This window comes from Embleya sp. NPDC005575, from assembly GCF_040605455.1.
In the GTDB taxonomy this organism is placed as follows: Bacteria; Actinomycetota; Actinomycetes; order Streptomycetales; family Streptomycetaceae; genus Embleya.
Window position 1 is genome coordinate 1 of record NZ_JBEXCV010000152.1, and the last position, 20,637, is coordinate 20,637.

General features: G+C 71.2%; 21 protein-coding genes. 6 read left to right on the top strand and 15 right to left on the bottom strand.

The window, feature by feature from the left end; translation table 11 throughout:
• Positions 1–58: 58 nt before the first annotated feature.
• The 5 genes from ABZS54_RS34390 to ABZS54_RS34410 all read right to left on the bottom strand — a co-directional run bounded on the left by ABZS54_RS34390 (position 59) and on the right by ABZS54_RS34410 (position 6,310).
• The gene (locus ABZS54_RS34390; protein ID WP_355545243.1) at positions 59–1,183 is read right to left on the bottom strand and encodes a ring-opening amidohydrolase; all 1,125 of its coding nucleotides are present in this window, start codon (positions 1,181–1,183) and stop codon (positions 59–61) included.
• Positions 1,184–1,253: 70 nt separating this feature from the next.
• Positions 1,254–2,210, bottom strand: a complete 957-nt coding sequence (arcC, locus tag ABZS54_RS34395; protein WP_355545246.1) for a carbamate kinase — start codon at positions 2,208–2,210, stop codon at positions 1,254–1,256.
• Positions 2,211–2,437: 227 nt separating this feature from the next.
• Positions 2,438–3,979, bottom strand: coding sequence for a carboxyl transferase domain-containing protein (locus tag ABZS54_RS34400; protein WP_355545249.1), 1,542 nt, complete (start codon positions 3,977–3,979; stop codon positions 2,438–2,440).
• Positions 3,976–5,184, bottom strand: coding sequence for a CoA transferase (locus ABZS54_RS34405; protein WP_355545252.1), 1,209 nt, complete (start codon positions 5,182–5,184; stop codon positions 3,976–3,978). The genes ABZS54_RS34400 and ABZS54_RS34405 overlap by 4 nt, the downstream gene beginning before the upstream one ends.
• A 199-nt stretch (positions 5,185–5,383) precedes the next feature.
• Complete coding sequence (locus tag ABZS54_RS34410) at positions 5,384–6,310, bottom strand: NmrA family NAD(P)-binding protein (protein ID WP_355545255.1); 927 nt, start codon at positions 6,308–6,310, stop codon at positions 5,384–5,386.
• A gap of 184 nt (positions 6,311–6,494) precedes the next feature.
• Between ABZS54_RS34410 and ABZS54_RS34415 the strand changes: the two genes are divergently transcribed.
• Entirely contained in the window at positions 6,495–7,133 is a 639-nt protein-coding gene (locus tag ABZS54_RS34415) for a Uma2 family endonuclease (RefSeq protein WP_355545258.1), read from the top strand.
• A gap of 49 nt (positions 7,134–7,182) precedes the next feature.
• Here ABZS54_RS34415 and ABZS54_RS34420 read toward each other — a convergent pair whose 3' ends face one another.
• The 3 genes from ABZS54_RS34420 to ABZS54_RS34430 all read right to left on the bottom strand — a co-directional run bounded on the left by ABZS54_RS34420 (position 7,183) and on the right by ABZS54_RS34430 (position 11,715).
• The gene (locus ABZS54_RS34420; RefSeq protein ID WP_355545261.1) at positions 7,183–7,500 is read right to left on the bottom strand and encodes a helix-turn-helix domain-containing protein; all 318 of its coding nucleotides are present in this window, start codon (positions 7,498–7,500) and stop codon (positions 7,183–7,185) included.
• Positions 7,501–7,690: 190 nt separating this feature from the next.
• Entirely contained in the window at positions 7,691–9,565 is a 1,875-nt protein-coding gene (locus ABZS54_RS34425; RefSeq protein ID WP_355545264.1) for a hydantoinase B/oxoprolinase family protein, read from the bottom strand.
• Positions 9,566–9,567: 2 nt separating this feature from the next.
• The gene (locus ABZS54_RS34430; RefSeq protein WP_355545267.1) at positions 9,568–11,715 is read right to left on the bottom strand and encodes a hydantoinase/oxoprolinase family protein; all 2,148 of its coding nucleotides are present in this window, start codon (positions 11,713–11,715) and stop codon (positions 9,568–9,570) included.
• Between the two features lie 372 nt (positions 11,716–12,087).
• Here ABZS54_RS34430 and ABZS54_RS34435 point away from each other — a divergent pair, with 372 nt between their 5' ends.
• Both ABZS54_RS34435 and ABZS54_RS34440 read left to right on the top strand, forming a co-directional pair.
• Positions 12,088–12,936 carry an SAM-dependent methyltransferase gene (locus tag ABZS54_RS34435; protein ID WP_355545270.1) on the top strand — a complete coding sequence of 283 codons (849 nt, stop codon included), beginning with the start codon at positions 12,088–12,090 and terminating at the stop codon, positions 12,934–12,936.
• A gap of 60 nt (positions 12,937–12,996) precedes the next feature.
• Positions 12,997–13,938: a D-2-hydroxyacid dehydrogenase family protein gene (locus ABZS54_RS34440; RefSeq protein ID WP_355545273.1), complete on the top strand. Its 942-nt coding sequence runs from the start codon at positions 12,997–12,999 to the stop codon at positions 13,936–13,938.
• Between the two features lie 51 nt (positions 13,939–13,989).
• Here the strand turns inward: ABZS54_RS34440 and ABZS54_RS34445 are convergent, their stop codons facing one another.
• The 3 genes from ABZS54_RS34445 to ABZS54_RS34455 all read right to left on the bottom strand — a co-directional run bounded on the left by ABZS54_RS34445 (position 13,990) and on the right by ABZS54_RS34455 (position 15,702).
• Entirely contained in the window at positions 13,990–14,451 is a 462-nt protein-coding gene (locus ABZS54_RS34445) for a hypothetical protein (RefSeq protein ID WP_355545276.1), read from the bottom strand.
• 188 nt (positions 14,452–14,639) lie between these two features.
• Positions 14,640–14,987 carry an SPW repeat protein gene (locus ABZS54_RS34450; protein WP_355545279.1) on the bottom strand — a complete coding sequence of 116 codons (348 nt, stop codon included), beginning with the start codon at positions 14,985–14,987 and terminating at the stop codon, positions 14,640–14,642.
• Positions 14,988–15,213: 226 nt separating this feature from the next.
• Positions 15,214–15,702 (bottom strand): ATP-binding protein, encoded by a 489-nt coding sequence (locus tag ABZS54_RS34455; RefSeq protein WP_355545282.1) that lies wholly within the window; start codon positions 15,700–15,702, stop codon positions 15,214–15,216.
• A gap of 133 nt (positions 15,703–15,835) precedes the next feature.
• Between ABZS54_RS34455 and ABZS54_RS34460 the strand changes: the two genes are divergently transcribed.
• Complete coding sequence (locus ABZS54_RS34460) at positions 15,836–16,168, top strand: cupin domain-containing protein (protein ID WP_355545285.1); 333 nt, start codon at positions 15,836–15,838, stop codon at positions 16,166–16,168.
• Between the two features lie 109 nt (positions 16,169–16,277).
• Here ABZS54_RS34460 and ABZS54_RS34465 read toward each other — a convergent pair whose 3' ends face one another.
• Entirely contained in the window at positions 16,278–16,505 is a 228-nt protein-coding gene (locus ABZS54_RS34465; RefSeq protein WP_355545288.1) for an SUMF1/EgtB/PvdO family nonheme iron enzyme, read from the bottom strand.
• A gap of 133 nt (positions 16,506–16,638) precedes the next feature.
• Between ABZS54_RS34465 and ABZS54_RS34470 the strand changes: the two genes are divergently transcribed.
• Positions 16,639–17,202: a HutD family protein gene (locus ABZS54_RS34470; protein WP_355545291.1), complete on the top strand. Its 564-nt coding sequence runs from the start codon at positions 16,639–16,641 to the stop codon at positions 17,200–17,202.
• Positions 17,203–17,236: 34 nt separating this feature from the next.
• Here ABZS54_RS34470 and ABZS54_RS34475 read toward each other — a convergent pair whose 3' ends face one another.
• From ABZS54_RS34475 to ABZS54_RS34485, 3 genes are all read right to left on the bottom strand, one after another.
• On the bottom strand, positions 17,237–17,407 hold the full coding sequence (locus ABZS54_RS34475; RefSeq protein ID WP_355545294.1) for a hypothetical protein: 171 nt from the start codon (positions 17,405–17,407) through the stop codon (positions 17,237–17,239).
• A complete protein-coding gene (locus ABZS54_RS34480) occupies positions 17,404–17,763 on the bottom strand; it encodes a hypothetical protein (protein WP_355545297.1) in 360 nt (119 codons plus the stop codon). Before ABZS54_RS34480 ends, ABZS54_RS34475 begins: the two co-directional genes overlap by 4 nt.
• A gap of 116 nt (positions 17,764–17,879) precedes the next feature.
• Positions 17,880–19,058: a citrate/2-methylcitrate synthase gene (locus tag ABZS54_RS34485; RefSeq protein ID WP_355545300.1), complete on the bottom strand. Its 1,179-nt coding sequence runs from the start codon at positions 19,056–19,058 to the stop codon at positions 17,880–17,882.
• A 114-nt stretch (positions 19,059–19,172) separates the two neighbouring features.
• On the opposite strand from ABZS54_RS34485, the gene ABZS54_RS34490 reads away from it, so the two are divergent.
• The gene (locus ABZS54_RS34490; protein ID WP_355545302.1) at positions 19,173–20,483 is read left to right on the top strand and encodes a citrate synthase; all 1,311 of its coding nucleotides are present in this window, start codon (positions 19,173–19,175) and stop codon (positions 20,481–20,483) included.
• The last annotated feature ends 154 nt before the right edge of the window (positions 20,484–20,637 follow it).

The following is a 20,637-nucleotide window of genomic DNA, read 5'->3' on the forward strand; positions in this document are numbered from 1 at the left end:
GCCACCGCCCCGGGACGAGGGGCGGTGGCCGCTGCCGTGTGGGTTCGGCAAAGGTGCGTCAGTCCATCCGCACGATGGCCGCGACCGGGCCGCCACCGGAGGGGCCCTGGTGGACGGCCGCGACCGAGACGAAGACGGCCGGGTCGCCGGTGACGGCCGCGGTCACGCCGCCGACGGTGGCCTTGATCTGGCGGTGCCAGTGCACGTCCGAGTCGTCGAGCATGATGTTGCGTCGTCCGCGCACGCTGCCGCTCGGGTCCGCCTCGCACTTGAGGAACACGTTGACCAGGCGGTCGCCCAGGTCGGAGGTGTGCGGGCGCTCCGGCAGGTCGATCCCGGCCGAGCGGATCGCCGACCAGATGCCGTCCGCGTCCAGCGCGTCCTTCATCACGTCGTGGCCGACCCGGAACGGACCGCCCACGCCACGCACGTTGCCGACCACGACGATCTGCGCGCAGTCCAGTTCGACGCCGGAGGAGCACGACGCCACCGACGAGTACAGCGACAGGTCCCGGTGGATCTGCTCGGCGGTCGGCAGCTCGATCTCGCCCAGCGCCACCGCGATGCCCAGCGCGGTGGTGGAGTTGGACACGTCCATCGACTTGAGGGTGTCCTCGGTCCACACGTCGAACCCGCGCGACTTGGCGTCGTTGATGGTGTCCAGCACCAGCAGCGGCGTCTTGGTCTGCACGTAGTGCACGTCGGCCGGGTCGGTGATGCCCGCGACGGCCATCGCCTCGCGTACGCCGGCTGCGACCTTCTCCACCATCGGCACCCGACCGATGTCCTCGGGCAGGATCTGCTCGCTCATCGCGACGCCGACCGACACGCGCGGCTCGTCGGTGGGCTCGTACCGGTTCTCCGGCGCGTACGCGAAGACCGTCGCGTGCGGGGAGATCACGCCGTCGGTACCGCCGGACCACACCAGCGGAACCTGCTGCGCCTCCTCGACCGAGCGCTTGCCCTTGGCGACCAGCACCTCGCGGAAGGCGCGGTCCGCCAGGATGCGGGTGTAGTCGTTGACCCCGCCATTGCCCTCGGTCTTGCCGATGACGGCGAGCACGTCGTCCGCGGCGAACACGCCGTCGTCGATGAGCTTGGCCAATCCGGACGCGTCGGTGACGCTCTCGATGGCGACCTTGTGAACCTCGATCGGCCTGGGCACTCGTTCCACCTCGTTCATTGGAGTTCGTTGAAAATTCCGTGCAGCCTCTGCGGTCGGTCGAGACCGCCCTGCCGTGTGTCGCGGGCCGTTACGCGCCGGACTCCACGACCGTCCCGGACTCGCCCGCCACCGCGGCGGTGATCCGATCCAGCGACGTGATCACCGAGCGCCGGCCGCCCTTCTCGACGAAGCGCACCGCCGCCTCGACCTTGGGTCCCATGCTGCCACCGGCGAACTGGCCGGTCGCGGCATGCTCGCGCAGCTCTTCGGGGGTGACCCGACCGATCACCCGCTCGTTCGCGGTGCCGTAGTCGAGCATCGCGTTGGGCACGTCGGTGGCGATCACCAGTACGTCCGCGTCCACCGAGGCGGCGAGCAGGGCCGCGGTGAGGTCCTTGTCCAGGACCGCCTCCACGCCGCGCTCGGCGCCGTCCGCGTCACGCACCACCGGGATGCCGCCACCACCGGCCGCGATCGTGGTGAAGCCCGCCGCGACCAGCGTCCGGATGGCCGGCGCATCGACCACTTCCAGCGGATCCGGCGACGGTACGACCCGCCGCCAGCCCTTCGCGCCCCGGTCCTCCCAGTGCTGGCCGAGCGCGACGAAACGCTCCGCCTCGGCCTGCGGCAGATGCCGGCCGACCGGCTTGGTGGGGTGCTCGAACGCCGGGTCGGCGGCGTCCACGAGCGTGCGGGTGACCACGGCCGCCACCGGCGCCGCGAGCCCACGGCGCCGCAGCGCGGCCTCCAGGGCGGAGACGATGGTGAAGCCGAGGGTGCCCTGCGTCTGCGCGCCGCACCAGTCCAGAGTCACCGGAGGGACGACGTGCGCGGTGAGTTCGTTCTTGACCAGCAGGTTGCCCACCTGCGGTCCGTTGCCGTGGGTGAGCACCACCTCGACGCCGGAGGCGATCAGGTCGGCCACCGCTTCCATCGCCACCGCGACGGCGGCCCGCTGGGCGTCGGGGGTGGCGCTGCCATCGGGTCCCGTCATGGCGTTTCCGCCGAGGGCGATGAGTACTCTCCCGGTGCGGGGAGTTGGCATGTGTCGAACTCTCCTGTTCCTGTCGTACGCGGGAGTCCCGTCCGTCCGGGACTTGGGACTCTAGGCGGGTGACCAGGTCGATGGCTTGGGAGTCAGTTGACCACAAAAGCCGATCGATCTGGCAGAACTTGCCGAGCAGTACGGGTCGCCGCCGGCCGCCTCGGACGCCGTCCGGTCGACGCCGACCGTACGCCCGTCGGACGCCGATCGGCGCCGCCCGCTCGACCTCAGCAGCCGAGCCGGGCGTACCGCTCCAACCGGGCCGCACGCCGCTCGGCCGTGGGTCGGCGCAACAGCCCGACCAACTCGTACTCCAACACCTGGGCCAGCCGGGCCAGGAACGCGATCGGCTCGTCGGCCGCATCGGGCCGCTCGGCCACGATCCGGTCCACCACTCCGTCGCGCAGCAGGTCCAGCGACCTGATGCCCTGCGCGGCGGCGATCTCCGCGCCCCGGGACGGCGTCCGGTAGCGCAGCGCCGACGCGCCCTCGGGCGGCAGCGGCGACAACCAGCCGTGCTGAGCGCACAACACCCGGTCGGCGGGCAACAGCGCGAGTGCGCCGCCGCCCGCGCCCTGCCCGAGCAACAGGCACAACGTCGGGGTGGGCAGGGTGACCAACTCGGCCAGACAGCGGGCTATCTCGCCGGCCAGCCCGCCCTCCTCGGCCTCCCGGCTGAGCGCCGCGCCGCCGGTGTCCACGACGCTGACCAGCGGCAGGTCGAGTTCGGCGGCCAGCCGCATACCGCGCCGGGCCACCCGTAGCCCGGCCGGGCCGAACGGGCCGTGACCGGCCTGCCGGGCCCGGTCCTGGGCCAGCACCACGCACGGCGCGCCGCCGAACCGGGCCAGCGCGAGCAGCAGACCCGGATCGCTCTCGCCCTGGCCGGTGCCGTGCAGCGGCACCACCGCGCTCGCCGCGTGCCGCAACAGGGCGCGGGCTCCCGGGCGTTCGGGACGACGGGAGAGTTCGACCGAGGTCCACGCCGGCACGTCGGCCAGCTCCTCGACCGGCAATGGCGCGACGTCGGGCAGGTGTTCACGCGGTGCCGTGACGATGTCCAGGACACGTGCGGCCACTTCGCCGAGCCGATCGGGCTCGACGACGGCGTCCACCAGGCCGTGCGCGTACAGGTTCTCCGCGACCTGGACACCCTCGGGAAAGGGTTGCCCGTGCAGAGCCTCGTACACGCGCGGGCCCAGGAAGCCGATCAACGCGCCGGGTTCGGCGGCGGTGACATGGCCGAGCGAGCCCCACGAGGCGAGCACACCACCGGTGGTAGGGCCCCGCAGGTAGACGAGGTACGGCAGGCCGGCGCTCTTGTGCGCGGCGACGGCGGCGCTGATCCGTACCATCTGGAGGAAGGCGACCGTGCCCTCCTGCATCCGGGTGCCGCCGGAGGTCGGCGATGCGACCAGCGGCAGCCGTTCGGCGGTGGCGCGTTCGATCGCGGCGACCAGGCGCGAGGACGCGGCCACCCCGATCGAGCCGGCCAGGAAGTCGAACTCGCAGGCCACCACGGCGACTCGGCGGCCCTGGATTCGGCCCTCTCCGGTGACCACCGACTCGTCCACGCCGCTCTTGGCGGCGGCGGCCCGCAGTTCGTCGACGTACCCCGGGTCCAGCCGCTCGGGGCGGTGCGGCGCGCTGTCCCAGCTCGTCCAGGTGCCGGAGTCCAGAACCAGGCGGATCAGCTCGTGCGCACCGACGCGGGTGCGGCGGGTCGGTACCGGCGCGGACGCGGGCGCCGGGCCGGGCGCGGTGTTCACGCGCGCCGCGCGGCGTGCAGGGCGCGGGCGTCCTCGGCATCGAGCCACGCCTGCACGCTGTCCGTGTGCTGGCCCAGCGTCGGCGGAGCCTCGTGCCGGCGCCGACCGCCGTCCGCCGAGCCGCCGGCCACGCCGTCGAGGCGAATCGGCGGGCCGGGCAGGGTGATCGGACCGAGCGTGCTGTGCATGACGTCGAGCAGCAGACCCTGCGACTTGGTCTGGTCCCACTCGTACACCCGGTCGATCGTGCGCACCTCGCCGGCCGGTATGCCGGCGGCGGCCAGTTCCGGCAACAACTCGTCCACGGCGCGCTCGGCGAACGCGGCGTTGATCGCGTCCGCGAGTTCGGCCCGATTGACCACGCGGTCGGCGTTGACCGCGAAGCGCGCGTCGTTCACGGCCAGGCCGACCATCGGCGCGAACTTGGCCCACAACTTCTCGCTGCCCACCGCGACCTGGATGATCGCGTCCTCGCAGCGGTAGGAGCCGTACGGCTGGAGCGAGGGGTGCAGGTTGCCCTGCGCGTGCCCGACCTGGCCGGCAACGGTGTAGTTGGTGCCCTGGAAGGCGTGTACGCCGACGATCGCGGCGAGCAGCGAGGTGCGCACGACCCGGCCCAGACCGGTGCGTTCGCGCTCGTGCAGCGCGGCGACCACACCGTAGGCGCCGTACATCCCGGCCAACAGGTCGCCGATCGGCACGCCGATCCGGGTGGGGTCGTCGGGGCCGGGGCCGGTCAGGCTCATCAGGCCGGCCTCGCCCTGGGCGATCTGGTCGTAGCCGGGCCGGCCGCCCTGCGGACCGTCGTGCCCGAAGCCGGTGATGGACAGCACCACCAGACGCGGGTTGAGCCGGGTCAGCTCCTCCATCGGGAAGCCGAGTCGATCGAGCACGCCGGTGCGGAAGTTCTCCACGAGCACGTCGCTGTGCCGGATCAGTCGGGCCAGCGTCTGTCGGCCCTCCTCGGTCTTCAGGTCGAGGACGATCGACTCCTTGTTGCGGTTGCAGGACAGGAAGTAGGTCGACTCACGCGCGTCCTCGGCCCCGACGAACGGCGGACCCCAGCCACGGGTGTCGTCCCCGCCGTCCGGGTTCTCCACCTTGATGACACGGGCGCCCATGTCGCCGAGCATCATCGCGGCGTGCGGGCCGGCGAGGGCGCGGGAGAGGTCGAGCACGACGAGGTCGCAGAGCGGTCCGCTCACGTCGAAACACCCCTTTCTGCAGGTATGCGGCGTTGCGCGTCCGTCCATCCGTGCATCCGTGCGGTGTGCGGGTGTGGTGCGTGACGCGTGGTGGCAGTGCGTGTGTGCGCGTGCGTGTGGCCGGGCGTGGTGCGTGGTGCGGTGCGCCGTCCGGCGCCGAATGCGTCCAAGCTAGGCGGCTTCGGGGTCCTGCTCGCCGTCAGTTACTGCCCAAGGAATCGTGCTCACTTGGCAATACTTGGTGTTGGAAGCCCGGCTCGTAGTGCGTGTCGTCGGGCCCGAACGCCCGGCGGGCGAAGTCCACGAAGCGGGTCGGCGCACGATCGAGCAGCGCGGCCAGGGTGCGCGGGTTGCCGGTCAGGCCGTGCCGGTCGTAGAACGCGAACATCGCGGTAAGGGTGTCCAGCGCATAGCCGGACAGCCCGCCGGCGCGGGCCTCCTCGCACCAGTCGCGCGGATCGATCCGGCGCGCGGTCACCGGCCGGACCAACACCTCGGCCAGATGCCCGGCGATCTGCCGAGGGGTCAACGCCTCCGGGCCGGCCAACTCGTACACGGCGTCCTCGTGGCCCTCCTCGCACAACACCACGGCCGCCGCCTGTGCGACATCGCGCAGATCGACGGCGGCGAACGGCGCGTCCACCCGGTACGGCACGGCGAAGTCGCCGATCCGCACGATCGCGTCGCGCGCGTCGAGGGTGTTCTGCTGGTACGGCCCCGGCTGCAACACGGTCACCGCGAGGCCCGACTCGAACAAGGCCTCCTCGACCCGCGCCTTCGCCTCGTGGTGCGGCATCGCCCGCAACTGCGGACGCAGCACCGAGTGGAACACGAAGCGCCCGACCCCGGCCCGCCGCGCCGCCGCGATCACCGCACGGCCGATGGCCGGCTCGTCCGGGTGCACGTTCGGCGCGATGTGATAGACCGCCGCGCACCCGCGCAGCGCCTCGTCCAGGTCCGCCGGCTCGCCCACGTCCCCCACGACGGCCTCGACGGCCCCCGCCGCGAGCGCCACGGCGACCTGCTCGGGTCGGCGCACGAACGCCCGCACCCGCGCCCCACGCTCCGCCAGCTCCCAGGTGAGCGCCCGCCCGGTCTTCCCCGCAGCCCCAGTGATCACGATCATGCACCCACGCTAGGCAGCAATCCCACTCCCATCACTGTCCGCCCTCGCCAACCCGCCCACTCCGAATCGGGCACATCCTGCCGAAGGCAGGGCCTCGACAGCCGGAACACAAGCCCGCCCGCGCGACCGCCTGGCGAACTCGCACAACCGGAGAATCCCGGACCCGGATCACTAGACTGTGGACATGGATCCCGTCGAATCCGGAAACGCTCCCGACATCCACGACCCCGACTACATTGCCTTCGTCGCCGGCCGCATTCTCGACCACGTACGCGAGGTGCCGGAGCTCGCCGCGTTGTCCGAGCCGGTGACGTTCGAGTCGACGCCCCACGGCCTCGTGATGATGACGGCTCCGGACGCGCCGCACGGCGATATCCTGGACGACTTGCGCAGCTTTCTCACGTCTCTGCCTCGACACGACGCCGGTGCGCGGGCGTTGCGTGAGAACACCTCGGTGGAACTCGGCGTGTCCGAGCGCACCCCGGACCTGATCGTGTTCGACCCTTCCCGCCGCGTCCTGGTCAGAGGCGGCAGGGCCATGAACACCACCGGGATCCTGATGCTGGTCGAGGTGACGTCGACCTCCACCCGGCGTGAGGACTTGGACCGTGAGGATCCGGCCGCCAAGCCGCGCCAATACGCGGCCGGCGGCATCCCGCTCTACCTGGTCGTCGACCGCCGCAGGGCCGAGGTACTGCTCTTCCGGGACGCGACCAACGGCGTCTACCCCGAACCCACCGTCTTCCGGGTCGGCGAACCGGTCTGGCTGCCGAAACCCTTCTCCGCTGCCTGGCCCACCGAATTCATGAAAGACCTCCTATAGGCAGCCGGCCGGCTGATCACGGCCACACCCAGGCCGGGGCCCAGGTGTTCTATGTCGGGTGCGGGCCTCTTGTGGCCAGGAGGGCGCGGGCGGTCAGGGCCACGCGTAGGGGGCCCTGGCGGTCGGGGGCGTCGGGACTGACGCGCAGGAGGGACTCGATCAGGGCCAGGCGTTGGTGTACCGACTGGCGGCGCAGGAACAACACGCCGGCGGTTTCGGTCTTGGAGCAACCGCAACGCAGGTAAGCCTCCAGCGTGTCCACCAGGCCTGTGCCGCGCGCGGCGTCCGAGGCGAGCAACGGGCCGAGTTGGTCCTCGACCAGGTACTCCCGGGGCCGCGTGGTCGCCGAGACCCCGACCGCGCCCACCCGGCTGACCTGGCCGGGCCGGCCGCCGGAGGACGTGGACTTCGTACGGCGGTGACGCGTACGGCCGGCAACGACAAGAGCCCGGCCCCGACCATCGAAACGGTCGGGGCCGGGCTCCGGTGACGCAGGGTCGACGGGCGCGTGAGGTGGGGACTCGGCCCACCACTCGCGCCAACCGCGCCGGGTCGGTCTACAGCAGGTCCACCGCCGGGTAGGCGTCGCCGCCGGACAGCAGCGCGTAGCCCGGGCCGCGGTCGAAGAACGGCTCGACCTCGGGCCGGGATGCGCGAACCGAGGCGCGCAGCGCGGTGGTTGCCGCCTCATCCACGGCCAGGCCGTCGCCTTCGCCGGTGAGCACGACGCCGTAGTCGTCGGCCGCGGCGGCGCGCGAGACCTTGCCCCACTGCACGTCGCGCAGTACCGATTCGGTCTTGCGGTCCAGCGGGTCGCCCCAGCCGCCACCGCCGGTGGTGCGGATCCGGATCACCTCGCCGGCCTTGACCGGTTCGTCGTCGACCAGGCCGTCCATCTCACGCTCGTTGGGGCCGCCCGGGTCGATCACCACCTGGAAGGAGCGTCCGGCCTTGCCGCCCTTGACGCCCCAGCAGGACAGGATCGAGCGGTCGGCGATGGACATGAAGGACGCGTCGAGCAGCATCCGGATGTGCTTCTCGTAGCCCAGGCCGCCGCGGAACTGTCCGGGGCCGCCGGAGTCGGTGGCCAGTCCGAGCCGCTCGACCAGGAACGGGAAGCGGGATTCGGTGAATTCGGTGGGCAGGTTGCGCGAGTCGGGCACCACGTGGATGGTGTCCTCGCCGTCCGCGTAGTAGCGCCCGCCGGAACCGCCGCCGAGCACCTCGCGCATCAGGTACGAGCGGCCGTCCGCGTCGTGTCCGTACACGCCGGTGTAGCGGATCGTCTCCTGATCGGCGGGCATCTTGCCGTCGACGGCCTTGGCCAGCACGCCGGCGAGCACGCCGAGCAGGCGCAGGATGACGAACGTGCGGGCGTTGGTGGGGGCCGGGAAGATCGGCGTGAGCAGCGTGCCCTTCTCCGGGAACTTCATCTCGATCAGCGGCACCACACCCTCGTTGACGTCGAGTTCGGCCATCCGCTCGGGGGTGTCCGCGAGGTTGCGCAGAATCGGCGCGAGCCACTTCTTGAGGAAATTGCCGTCCGCGTAGTCGCCGCAGTGGTTGATCGGGCCCTTGGCCTGCTTGGACGTGCCGGTGAAGTCGATGACGATCTTCTCGGGCGTCTTGGTCAGGGTGATCCGCTGCGTGTGCAGCATCGGCTCGTCCACGCCGTCGTGTTCGGCGTAGTCCTCCCACACGTACTCGCCGTCCGGGATCTTGGAGAGGATCTCGCGCCGGTAGGTCTCGGTGGTCTTGTCCAGGATCGCGTCGAAGCACGCCTCGACGGTCTCGCGGCCGTAGCGCTCGAAGAGTTCGCCGAGTCGACGCGAGCCCATCAAACAGGCAGAGCACTCGGCGTCCAGGTCGGCGGCGAGCGAGTCGGGCATCCGCGAGTTGCGGGTCATGATGCGCAGCGCGGCCTGGTTCGGCACGCCCTGGTCCCACAGCTTGATCGGCGGGACCATCAGGCCCTCTTCGTACACGCTGGTCGCGCCCGAGGGCATCGACCCGGGGCAGCAGCCGCCGATGTCGTCGTGGTGACCGAACGCCTGGACGAACGCGACCACCTGCCCGTCGGCGAAGACGGGTACGGTGACGCACAGGTCGGGCAGGTGGCCGATGCCGCCCTCGGACTCGTAGACGTCGTTGTGGAAGAACACGTCGCCCGGACGCATCGTCTCCAGCGGGAAGTCCCGGGCCACGGGGTGGACCAGCGCCGAGTAGGAACGGCCGGTCAGCTTACGCAACTTGCGGTCGTGGATGCCGGCCCGGAAGTCGTGCGCGTCGCGGATCATCGGCGAGCGCGAGGTGCGACCGATCGCGGTCTCGACCTCCATCTCGACCGAGGCGAGGGTGCCCTCGACGATCTCCAGGAGCACGGGGTCCACACCGTGCAGCGCGTCCTGCGGGGTGGTGGCGGTGGCGCTCATGCTCAGGCTCCCTTCGAGGAGGTGTCGGCGGTGTCGCGGGTGACGACGACGTTGCCGTAGGCGTCCACGCGGGCGTCGAAGCCCGGGTGGATCGGGATGGTGGAGCCGAACTCCTCGATGATGGCCGGGCCGCGGACCAGGTCGCCCGGGGCCAGTTCGGCGCGGGCGTACACGGCGGTGTCCACGTAGCCGTCGCGGTCGAGGAAGCACACCGGGCGGGTGCCGGTCCGGGCCCGCTCGACGTCGCCGTCGCGCCCGGGCAGTTCGCGCAGTTCGGGGCGGCGGATCGGGCCGACGCCGGTGACGCGCAGGTTCACCCACTCCACGGGCTGGCTCGCATCGCCGCGGAAGTTGTAGCCGTACAGCTGCTCGTGCGCGGCGTGGAATGCCTCGGCGACGGTGTCGGCGAGCGCGGCGTCGAACGGGCCGTCCGGCACCGGGACGCGCACCTCGAAGGCCTGGCCGAAGTAGCGCAGGTCGGCGGTGCGCACGTAGCGGTGGTCCTCGGCCGCGAAGCCCTCCTTGTCGAGGGCCTCGCCCGCCTTGCCCGCCAGTTCGGCGTAGATGCCCGCCACCTTGGGGTGGTCGAGATCCGGGTGGCCTCCGACGGCGGTCTGCACGTAGTCGCAGCGCACGTCGACGGTGAGCAGGCCGAACGCCGAGACGTTGCCGGGGTCGCGCGGCACGATGACGCCGGCGAGGCCGAGGATGTCGATGAGGCGGCACAGCAGCAGGGAGCCGGAGCCGCCGAAGGTGGCCATGGTGAAGTCGCGGACGTCCAGGCCGCGCTTGACGGTGATCTGCCGCAGCGCGTTGGCCTGGTTCCAGGCGGAGATCTCCAGGATGCCGGTGGCGCACTGTTCGACGCCGATGCCCAGTTCGGCGGCGAACTTGGTCAGACCCTCGCGGGCGGCGTCCACGTCGAGCGGGATCTCACCACCGAGCAGGTGCGGGGGAATCCGGCCGAGCAGGACGTGTGCGTCGGTGATGGTCGGCTCGGTGCCGCCCTTGCCGTAGCACAGCGGGCCCGGGTCGGCGCCGGCCGAGCGGGGGCCGACCTTGAGCGTGCCCTCGGGTGAGATCCAGGCGATCGAGCCGCCGCCGGCGCCCACGGTGACCACGTCGATCATCGGGATCTTGGACGGGTAGCGGCCGATCGAGCCCTCGGTGGTCAGCGTCGGCTCGCCGCCCAGGACCACCGACACGTCGGTCGAGGTGCCGCCGCCGTCGCAGGTCAGTACCTTGTCGAAGCCGGCCTTCTGGGCGATCAGCGCGGCGCCGAGGGCGCCGGCGGCCGGACCGGACAGGACCGTGGTGATCGGCTGGTGCACGACCTCCTCGGCGGAGAGCACGCCGCCGTTGGACTTCATGATCGCGAACGGCACGCGGCGCGCGGCGTCGCTGCCGCCGGCCGCGGTGGTGAACTCGTCCAGGCGCCGGCGGATGCCGCTGACATAGCGGGCCACACGCGGCTTGACCGCCGCGTCCACGAGCGTGGTCATCGAACGCTCGTACTCGCGGTATTCGCGCAGCACCTCGGAGCTGATCGAGACGACCGCGTCCGGGTGCTCCTCGCGCAGGATCTCGCGCATCCGCAGCTCGTGCGCGGGGTTGGCGTAGGAGTGCAGCAGGCACACGCCGATGGTCGCGATGCCCTGCTCGCGCAGTCGACGGGCGGCGGTACGAGCGCCTTCCTCGTCGAACGGGCGGACCTCGTTGCCCTTGTAGTCGAACCGGCCGCCGACGGTGTGCACCAGGTCGACGGGCACGATCCGGTCGGGCTTGACCCAGAAGTAGGAGTTGCCGTAGCCGTCCGGGACCGCCTGCCGGGCGATCTCCAGGATGTACTCGTAGCCCTCGGTGGTGATGAACCCGAGGCGGTCGATCTTGTCTTCGAGGAGCTGGTTGGTGGCCACCGTGGTGCCGTGCGCGACGGCGGTGACATCGGCTCCGGTGCAGCCGAGCAGGCCCAGTACCTTGTCGATGCCGTTCATGAAGCCGTCGGCCGGGTCGGCAGGCGTGGACGGCGTCTTGGTGGTGACGAGTTCGCCGGACTCCTCGTCCAGGGCGACCACGTCGGTGAAGGTTCCGCCGGTGTCGATACCGATCCGGATCCGTCGGCGGGGTCCCGCCGTTGCGGCAGGCGTCATCAGCGCGCTCCAATCGGAGGGGGCAGGGAAATCGCGTTCGCGGAGGGCGGGTCGCCCGGCTGCTGTCAGCGATTCAACTTCGCCGCGCCATGCCACGGAATCGGCAACTTCTGCCAAGGGACTCGGCAACAGTTGGTGATTCCCGTGAGCAGGCGCGATGGCTCCCGCCCGACAGTGCGGCCACGAGGTCTGAACCAATCCGGCGATGAGGTCTGGACCAATCCGCCGAATACTCCCTTCACGCACCCCGATCGGGGTCCGAACTCGCGGGAAGGGAAGGGAAGTTGCCGGACTTTCCGGAAGGCTCGGATAGGGTCGGCACAGGCGGATGTCACAGAGGGTGACTCCACGAGCCACCGAGGGGGAGCAGCCGTGGTCGAGCGCGAGCAGGACGAGTGGGGCTTTTCCACGCTGCCGGCGGGCGAGTCGCCGCAGGAGTGGGCGCCGACCGGCATCGACGTCACGGTGCCCAGCATCGCCCGGGTCTACGACGCCATCCTGGGCGGCAAGAACAACTTCGCGGTCGACCGCGCGATAGCCGACGAGGCGCTCCAGGATCTGACCAACGAGGGCGCGTGGGCCAACCGGCACATCCTGGCTCGCGGCGTGCGCTACATGGCGTCCGCGGGCATCGACCAGTTCGTGGACCTGGGATCCGGGCTGCCGACCGTGCAGAACACGCACGAGGTCGCCCAGGAGGTGAACCCGAACGCCGCGGTCGTGTACGTGGACAACGACCCGATCGTGCTCGCCCACGGTCGCGCGCTGCTCGCCGAGAACCACCGCACCCGGGTGGTCACCGCCGACCTGCGCGATCCCGCGGACGTGCTCGCCCGCCCGGAGCTGCGCGAGCTGGTGGACCTGACGCGGCCCGTGGGCCTGCTCCTGGTCGGGGTCCTGCACCACCTCGCCGACCACGAGGACCCGGCCGGCGTGGTCCGCGCCTACCGTGACGCGCTGCCGCCGGGCAGCTACATCTTCATCACCCACTTCTGCGACTCCACGCCGGAGGGGCGGGCCCTGGAGAAGATCTTCCTGACCCGGCTGGGCAGCGGACGCTTCCGCGCCCTGGAGGAGATCGAAAGCTACTTCGAGGGCCTGGAATTGCTCGAACCCGGTGTGGTCCTGCTGCCGCTGTGGCGTCCGGACGAGCCGGTGACCGAGCCGCTCACCCCCGAGGGGCACCTGTCGGTCGGCGGCATCGGCCGGCTGCCCCGATAGCCTCGACGTCCCGGCCGTCGCCGACCCTCGATCCGCTCGCTCGATCCCCTCGGGAGCACCATGAAGATCGCCATCCTCGACGACTATCAGGACGTGGCCCGGGGTCTGGCCGACTGGGATTCGCTGGGCGCGGACGTCCGGGTGTTCACCGAGCCGTTCGCGGACGCCGCCGAGGTGGTGCAGGCGCTGGCGGGCTTCGAGGCGATCGTCGCGATGCGCGAGCGCACCCGGTTCCCGGCCGAGGTGCTGGCCGGGTTGGCCGGCCTGCGGCTCCTGGTCACCACCGGACCGGTGAACGCGGCCATCGACGTCGCCGCCGCGCGCGAGCTGGGCATCGTGGTGTGCGGGACCGGATACGTCGCCTATCCGACCTCCGAACTGACCTGGGCGCTGATCCTGGCCGCCGCCCGGAACCTGCCGGCCGAGTTGCACTCGATGCGCGCGGGAGGCTGGCAGGTCGGGCTCGGCATCGGATTGCGCGGCAAGGTGCTCGGCCTGCTGGGCCTGGGTCGGCTCGGCACGGAGGTGGCCCGGATCGGGCAGGCGTTCGGCATGGAGTGCGTGGCCTGGAGCAAGAACCTCACCGCCGAGCGGGCGGCCGGGCACGGCGTGAGTGCGGTGCCCCGGGAGGAGTTGTTCGCCCGCGCCGACGTGCTCTCCATCCACACCGTGCTCAGCGCCCGCACCCGCGGCCTGGTCGGCACGGCCGAACTGGCGCTGATGAAGCAGACCGCGATCCTGGTGAACACCTCGCGCGGCCCGATCGTGGACGAGGCCGCGCTGCTGGGTGCGCTGCGCGTGAAGTCGATCGCCGCGGCGGCGCTGGACGTGTTCGACATCGAGCCGTTGCCCACCGACCACCCACTGCGCGGCTTGGACAACGTGGTGCTCACGCCGCACGTCGGCTATGTCACGCGCGAGTTGTACGAGACGTTCTACCGAGACGCGGTCGAGGACATCGCCGCCTTCCGCGCGGGCCGACCGACCCGCGTGCTCGAATAGCCGGGCGCACGGGCCGACGCGCCGCTGCGCGGGTCGATCGACATTCGTCGATCACCGTGCCAGGCCCGCATCCGAGCCCGGGTCCTCCGGGTCGCTGCCTCGATCGTGGCCCGTGCGCGTCCGTCCCTGCACGTGTGTGGGATCAGCCCGGCGCGGCACATGCGCCGCGCCCCGGGCGTCCGGGCGCAGCCACCGCAGGTATCCGAACACGCCCACCACGAGCAGCGTGAGCACGGTCACGGAGATCGCGGCCAGTTCGACCGCCGCGGAGCCGGTCAGCACCGAGGCGACCAGCAGGCCCATCGCGGCGCCCGACAACATCAGGGCCGACCACTTCGATATCGCCGTGCAATCGGGTGCTCGGACACGCACACGACGGCGGCGCGGAGCCGAGGCCGGAATCGGGTCCTCGAACACGCGCAACAATGCGACGAACTGTTCGTCCTGTAGGAGCGACTTCTCCAGCCGCGCGAGGGCCCGACGTTCCCGGCCCGAAAGCGAAGGTCCGTCCACCACATCCACCTCCAACCCGGGAACCCGAGCGGGGCCGAGAGGCGGGGTACGCCCGGCGTTATCCACCGAGGCGAACCGTTCGCCGGCGGAACCGACCGGCGGCCCGGTCTTGGGTTGGGATCACTCGGATTCGTATCTCTGATCGCATCACCGATTCATGCACCGCTTCGGATCACCGACGCGGATCACTACAACCGGCGAAGCCCGACGACGCCTCGCAACGCGAGGACGAGTGCCATCAGGCATGCCACGCCGCCCACGATCACGTTGCTCGTGATGGTGCGGGTGGTGTCGACGGCCCCATTCACGGCCCAGGGGGCCACGATCGTCCAGACTCCGATGCAAAACGCGGCCCAACTCATCGCATGCGTGCGCTCGTAGGCGGAACCGAAGCCGCCCATCAAAAGCGCGAGCGCCACGCCGGTGATCAGGTTGACCGTCGTCAAAGTCGTGAAGCCGTTGAACCCCACGATCCACGGGGATGCCGCCAGGTAGACGCCGCACAGCATGCCCAGGGCTTCCGCCGCCTGTGCCACCGGGCCGCTCGCGGCCCGTTCCGAGCGAGCTCGGAGTGCGACTATGTCCGGATGCTGCTCAATCGGTGACGCTGTCGACGAGGACACGTCCACCACCCTCTTTCCGAGGAATCGCGGTCCCCTGATTGATAGCCGGCACACCCATGGACAACCCACTCAAACCCAAATATTTACCGCATATTTCCCCCATCGTGCACTCGCCGCGAGCCCCGGGTCGACACCATCCCTACATATCGCGAAAACTGGATGCAATCCTCCGGAAAGGCACCGTCATGGACCCGCCGGCCATTTTGTGGCTGGCCATCCTGCCGACGTACAGGGCGTCGAACCCCTCGTCCGCCCCCGGCGCCCGCAGCCGCCTCAGCGTGGCACGAACCCCGACCTCGGGCACCCGGGTTTTCCCCACCCGCTCGGCATTGCGCGCCAAGGATCCGGCCGGGTCCGGCGGAAACCAGTAGCCGACCACCCGCGCGCCCCACACCCGAGCGAGCTCGACGATCGGCCGGCGATCCTCCGGCGCGGGATTGGTGTTGTCGACGGCCACGTTGCGACCGGCCGCCAACGCCTCCTCGATCAGCCGCTGCCGGCGACGCTGTCGGTTCCGCGCCCGGGGGAAGTCGTCCTTGCTCACGTGCACGTGCGTCGCGGCCAAAACGGTCCGGTGGAAGGTCGACTTGCCCGACGCTTGGAGCCCCATCAATATCGCGACCCGCATGCTCGCTCCGCTCTCCCGCCCGTTCGCGGGGATTGTGTCGGGTGGGCGCGCAGACTGGTGCCACAGTCGCGCGGGGCCCGATCGGGTTGGGTCGTTGGGGGATTTGGTGATCGACCGTGTGCACACTGTGAGCATGGAAAAGCTCTCCTTGGATGCCCAGGTCCGCGAACTGCTCAAGCTGGCCGCAGCCTCGTCGACGGGACGCAGTGCCCACACGGTGTACGGCGGCCACGAGCACGTCTTGCGGCAGACCCTGATCGTGCTGATCGCGGGCACCGTGCTGGCCGAGCACGAGAATCCCGGCGAGGCGACGTTGCTGGTGCTGCGCGGGCGAATCCTGCTCGTGAGCGGCGAGACATCGTGGGAGGGCCGGTCCGGCGATTTCCTGGTCGGCCCGAAGGCGCGGCACAGCGTGGAGGCGCTGGAGGACGCGGCTGTGCTGCTCACCGTGGCCAAGCGCGGCTGACCGGTGCCGGTCGCGGTCCGGCGTCCGGCCCGGGCAGGAGAGCGTGCCGCCCGGGTCGGACGGGATTCATATGTACAGGAGGCTCATGTGTACTGGTGAATCTACTACATCACGCGCTGGGAGCCACGTCCCGAGCAGAGCGGAAGCCGGCGTCGCCGCTGGAGCCGTCCGGCGTGTCGGCCGTGCGCGCGGCCACCCGGTAGCGGTTGCGGCACGAGCCGTGGCACAGATACGACCCGCCGCGCATCACCTCGTCCCGACCGATGTCGGGCCCGGTCGGGGGTCCGTCGGCTGCTCCTCGTCGTCGCGCGTCCTGCCCGAGCTCATTATGTTCCACGGCACACAACAAGACGCAAGCAAGATCGACTGCGGCGGTAGCCGCCCGCGGCTCGCGCGGCGCGGTCGGGTCCGGTACGCCGGCATCATGGCCCGTGCCGGAGCGGCCCCGACCCGAAGTAGGCAGGCACGTGATGAACCCGTTCGACGTCGAGACGCTCCCCGTCGGCCCGTGGCGCAACGGCGGCGGCGACACCCGCGAGATCGGTTCACAGTCGCCGACCCACGCGGCCGACGCTGACTTCGACTGGCGCGCGAGCATCGCGACGATCGCCGCCGACGGCCCGTTCTCCGCCTTCCCCGGCGTCGACCGCACGATCACCCTGCTGGCGGGCGACGGCGTACGTCTGGTCGGCGACGAGGGGCTCGACCACCGCCTGGAGCGGCCGGGCGAGCCGTTCGCCTTCTCCGGCGACGCGAACCTGCGGGCCACGCTGCTCGGCGGTGACACCCGGGTGCTCAATATCATGACCCGGCGCGGGCGATGGGCCGCACGGGTGCGCCGGGTCGAGGCGCCGGTACTCCCGCCCGCCGGCCACGCCGGTGTGTTGTACGTCCTGTCCGCGCCGGCCGGCGACGGGTCCGGGTCGGCGCTGCGAGCTGGGCAGGGGGTGTGGTGGGCGAGCGGCGCCGTCGGGCCGGCGGCGCCGCTCGTGACCGGTGCGGTCGCGCTGTGGGCGGACCTTCGTCCGCTGTAGCCGTACCGGCCGTGGTACCGCCGGCGCGCCGACGTCAGGGCATCGTGCGCGGGTGCGCCGCCATGGTGTCGACCAGGGCGTAGCCGGCGGTCGCGTCCCGGTTGGCCGACCACGTCATCGCGCCGCGGACGCCGGGCCAGGTGGTGATGGGTCGGTAGCTCCCGCAGTTGGTACCCGCGACCAGGCAGTCCGGCGCGTTGTTCACCACGCCGCGCGAGACGTAACCACTGCCGGCCGCACGCCCGGTGGCCGGTACGCCGAGCGCGACCTGATCGGCGCGAAGCCCGCCCTGGAGTCGCATGAACGCCTGGGCGGTCGGGAAGTCGACGCCGCCCTGGGCGTCGAGAGGTCACAGCCGAACATGTTTCCAAAGTCGTAGTACTGCATGTGCACGATGGTCAGGATGTCCTCGATCCCCAGCGCGAGTTGGAAGTACGCGGCCTGGGTGGACCGCATGTCCAGGGTCTGCGGGGCCATCGTGATGATCATGCTCGCGCCGATCCGCGCCCGGATGGCGCGCAGCGCGGTGGCCATGTGGATGCGTGGGCCGTTCGGGCGCACCCGAGGATGCCGGGGGTGCCTGTGTGCCGGACGACTTGACCGCGGAGGCGAGCGAACTGTCAATGGGTCTGGACCAATTGCCTCCCCGGCCTCGATCCCCCGGGTGGCCGGCGGGCTCAGGCGCTCGGTACGGGCCGGGGTGGTTGCGGGCCGGTGTAGCGGGCGATCGGGCGGATGATCTTGGTGTCCTCGGCCTGTTCCAGGATGTTCGCGCACCACCCGATCACCCGGCTAGCGGTGAAGGTCGGGGTGAACATGCTCCGCGGGATCCCGCACAGCTGCATCACCACGCCGGCGTAGAACTCCACGTTGACGTGCAACTCGCGTCCCGGCTTCAACTCGGCCAGGATTCCGGTCACCCGACGGTGCACCGCGGCGGCGAACTCCACCAGTTCCACGCCTTGCGCGTCGGCGTGCTCGGCGAGTTCGCCGGCGATCTCGGCCAGCATCACCGCGCGCGGATCCTCGGTGCGGTAGACCGCGTGGCCGAAGCCCATGATCCGGTCTCCCTCGGCAATCCGCGCCCGTACCCAGGAGTCGATCCGCTCCGGCGAGCCGATCTCGTCCAGCGCCTCCAGGGCCCGATCCGGCGCACCACCGTGCAGCGGGCCGGAGAACGCGCCGATCGCACCGGCCACCGCCGAGACCAGGTCCGCGCCCGAGGATGCGATCACCCGCGCGGTGAATGTGGAGGCGTTGAAGCCGTGGTCGATGGTCGCGATCAGGTAGCGCTCGATCGCGGCCACCTGGGCGGGCCCGGGCTCCCTTCCGGTCACCAGGTAGAGCCAGTTGGCCGCCGTGGACAGGTCGGCTCGCGGTTCCAGCGGCTCTACGCCGGTGCGGATGCGGTACAGGGCCGCCAGGATGGTCGGGGTCACCGCGCCGACCAGCAACGCGTCCGCCGCGCGCCGCTGCGGCGCGGACTCCCACAGCGGCGGCAGGTCGCGCGCGGCGCCGATCAGCGACAGCGCGGTACGCAGTCCGGCGAGCGGGTCGAACCGCTCACCCGCCATGGCGACGGACCGCAGCACCGGCCGCAACTCCTCGGGCAACACCCGCAGTCGCGCGATCTCCGCGGCGAACGGCGCCCGCTCCCCGGCCGTGGGCAACCGGCCGTGCACGAACAGGAACCACACGTCCTCGAAGGTGCGGGTGCCGGCCAGTTCGATCGCCGAGTACTGCCGGTAGTGGTAGAAGCCCTCGGTGCCCCGCACGTCGCCCAGTTCGGTGGTGGTGACCACCACCCCCTTCAGGCCCCTGGGTACGTCGATCCGCTTGTCGCCGGCGACCACCATGACATGCCTCCCATCCTCGGCGGAGCCGCACGGCCCGCCCACCAAGAATGTCGATCACATCATCGAGTATCGTCAATGTTGACTACGTCAACATAGGCCGGAGGTTCGGACGAAATGGCTTGTCGGCGCAAGGTTCCGGGTGCCGGAAGTGAGCAGGATTACCCGGCCGACTACCTCACCACCGCCCAGGCCGCGCAGCGGTTGGGGGTCAAGCCCGAGACGATCTACGCCTACGTCAGCCGCGGTTTGTTGACCAGCGTGCGCGAGTCCCGGCAACGCGGCAGCCGGTTCGCCACCGCCGAGGTCGAGGCGCTGGCGAAGCGCACCGGAGGACGGCGCGACCCCAACGGCTCGATCGAGCGCATCCACACCCAGCTGACTCTCCTGGCCGGCGACCGCCTGTACTACCGCGGCCGGGACGTGAGCGAACTGGCCGAACACCGCCTCGAATCGGTGGCGCACTGGCTGTGGCGGGCCCAACTCGCCGACGTGCCTCCCTTCGAGGTTTCCGCCGAACGAACCGAGTCGATCCGCCGCACGGTCGCCCTCCTGCCGGACACCGCCCGGCTGATCGACCGCGTCCGGATGATCGTGGCCGCGACCGGAACGACCGATCCGCTGCGCTACGACCTGTCCGAACAGGCGGTCGTACGCGGCGGCGAGACCCTGCTCGCGGTGATGGTCGACGCCCTGCCGCCGTGTGCGGGCGCGCAGCCGCCGGCCGGCCGTGCCCTGGCGGAGCGGCTGTGGCCGAAACTCACCGCCCGACCGGCCACACCGGAACACCTGCGCCTGCTCAACGCCGCGCTGGTGCTAATGGCGGACCACGACCTGGCGGTGTCGACGCTGGCCGCGCGGGTGGCGGCGAGCGCGCGGGCGGACGTGTACGCCGTGGTCTCCGCCGGCCTGGGTGTGGTGGACGGTCGCCATCACGGCGCCGCGATCGGCCTGACCCACCGCTTCCTGCGCGACGCGCTGGACCCCGCGGGCAGCCCCACCATCGCGATCGCCGACCGCCTCCGCACCGGCGAACACCTGCCCGGCCTGGGCCACGTGCTCTACGTGGACCGCGATCCGCGCGCCGACCTGGTGCTCGACCTGCTGCGCGAGCAGGCCCGGAACGACGATCGGGTCGCCCGGGTGATCCGGGCCGTGGATGCCCTGACCCGGGAGACCGCAGCCCGCGAGGACATGTTCGCCAACGTCGACCTGGCGCTCGCGGCCCTGACGCACACGATGGACATGCGACCGGACGCCGGCGAGGCGATCTTCGCAATCGCCCGATCGATCGGCTGGCTCGCCCACGCCCTGGAGGAGTACCAACAACCCGGTCTCCGCTACCGGGCCGTCGGCGTCTACACCGGCCCGCGTCCCGCCACCGGCACCGCCACCGGCACCGGCGACCCGAAAGGACGTCGGGACTAGAGCGGCCTGTCGTCAATCCCGCGTCGGGTTCCGCGTCGTCCGGCGCCGTGCCTTGGCGTGCCGGAGACGCATCCGCTCGTCGGTGCGGCGAGCCCGCAGGGCGGATGCCGGGCGGCGCGGCCCGGCGGGATGCGCCGGACCGCGCCTGAGCCCG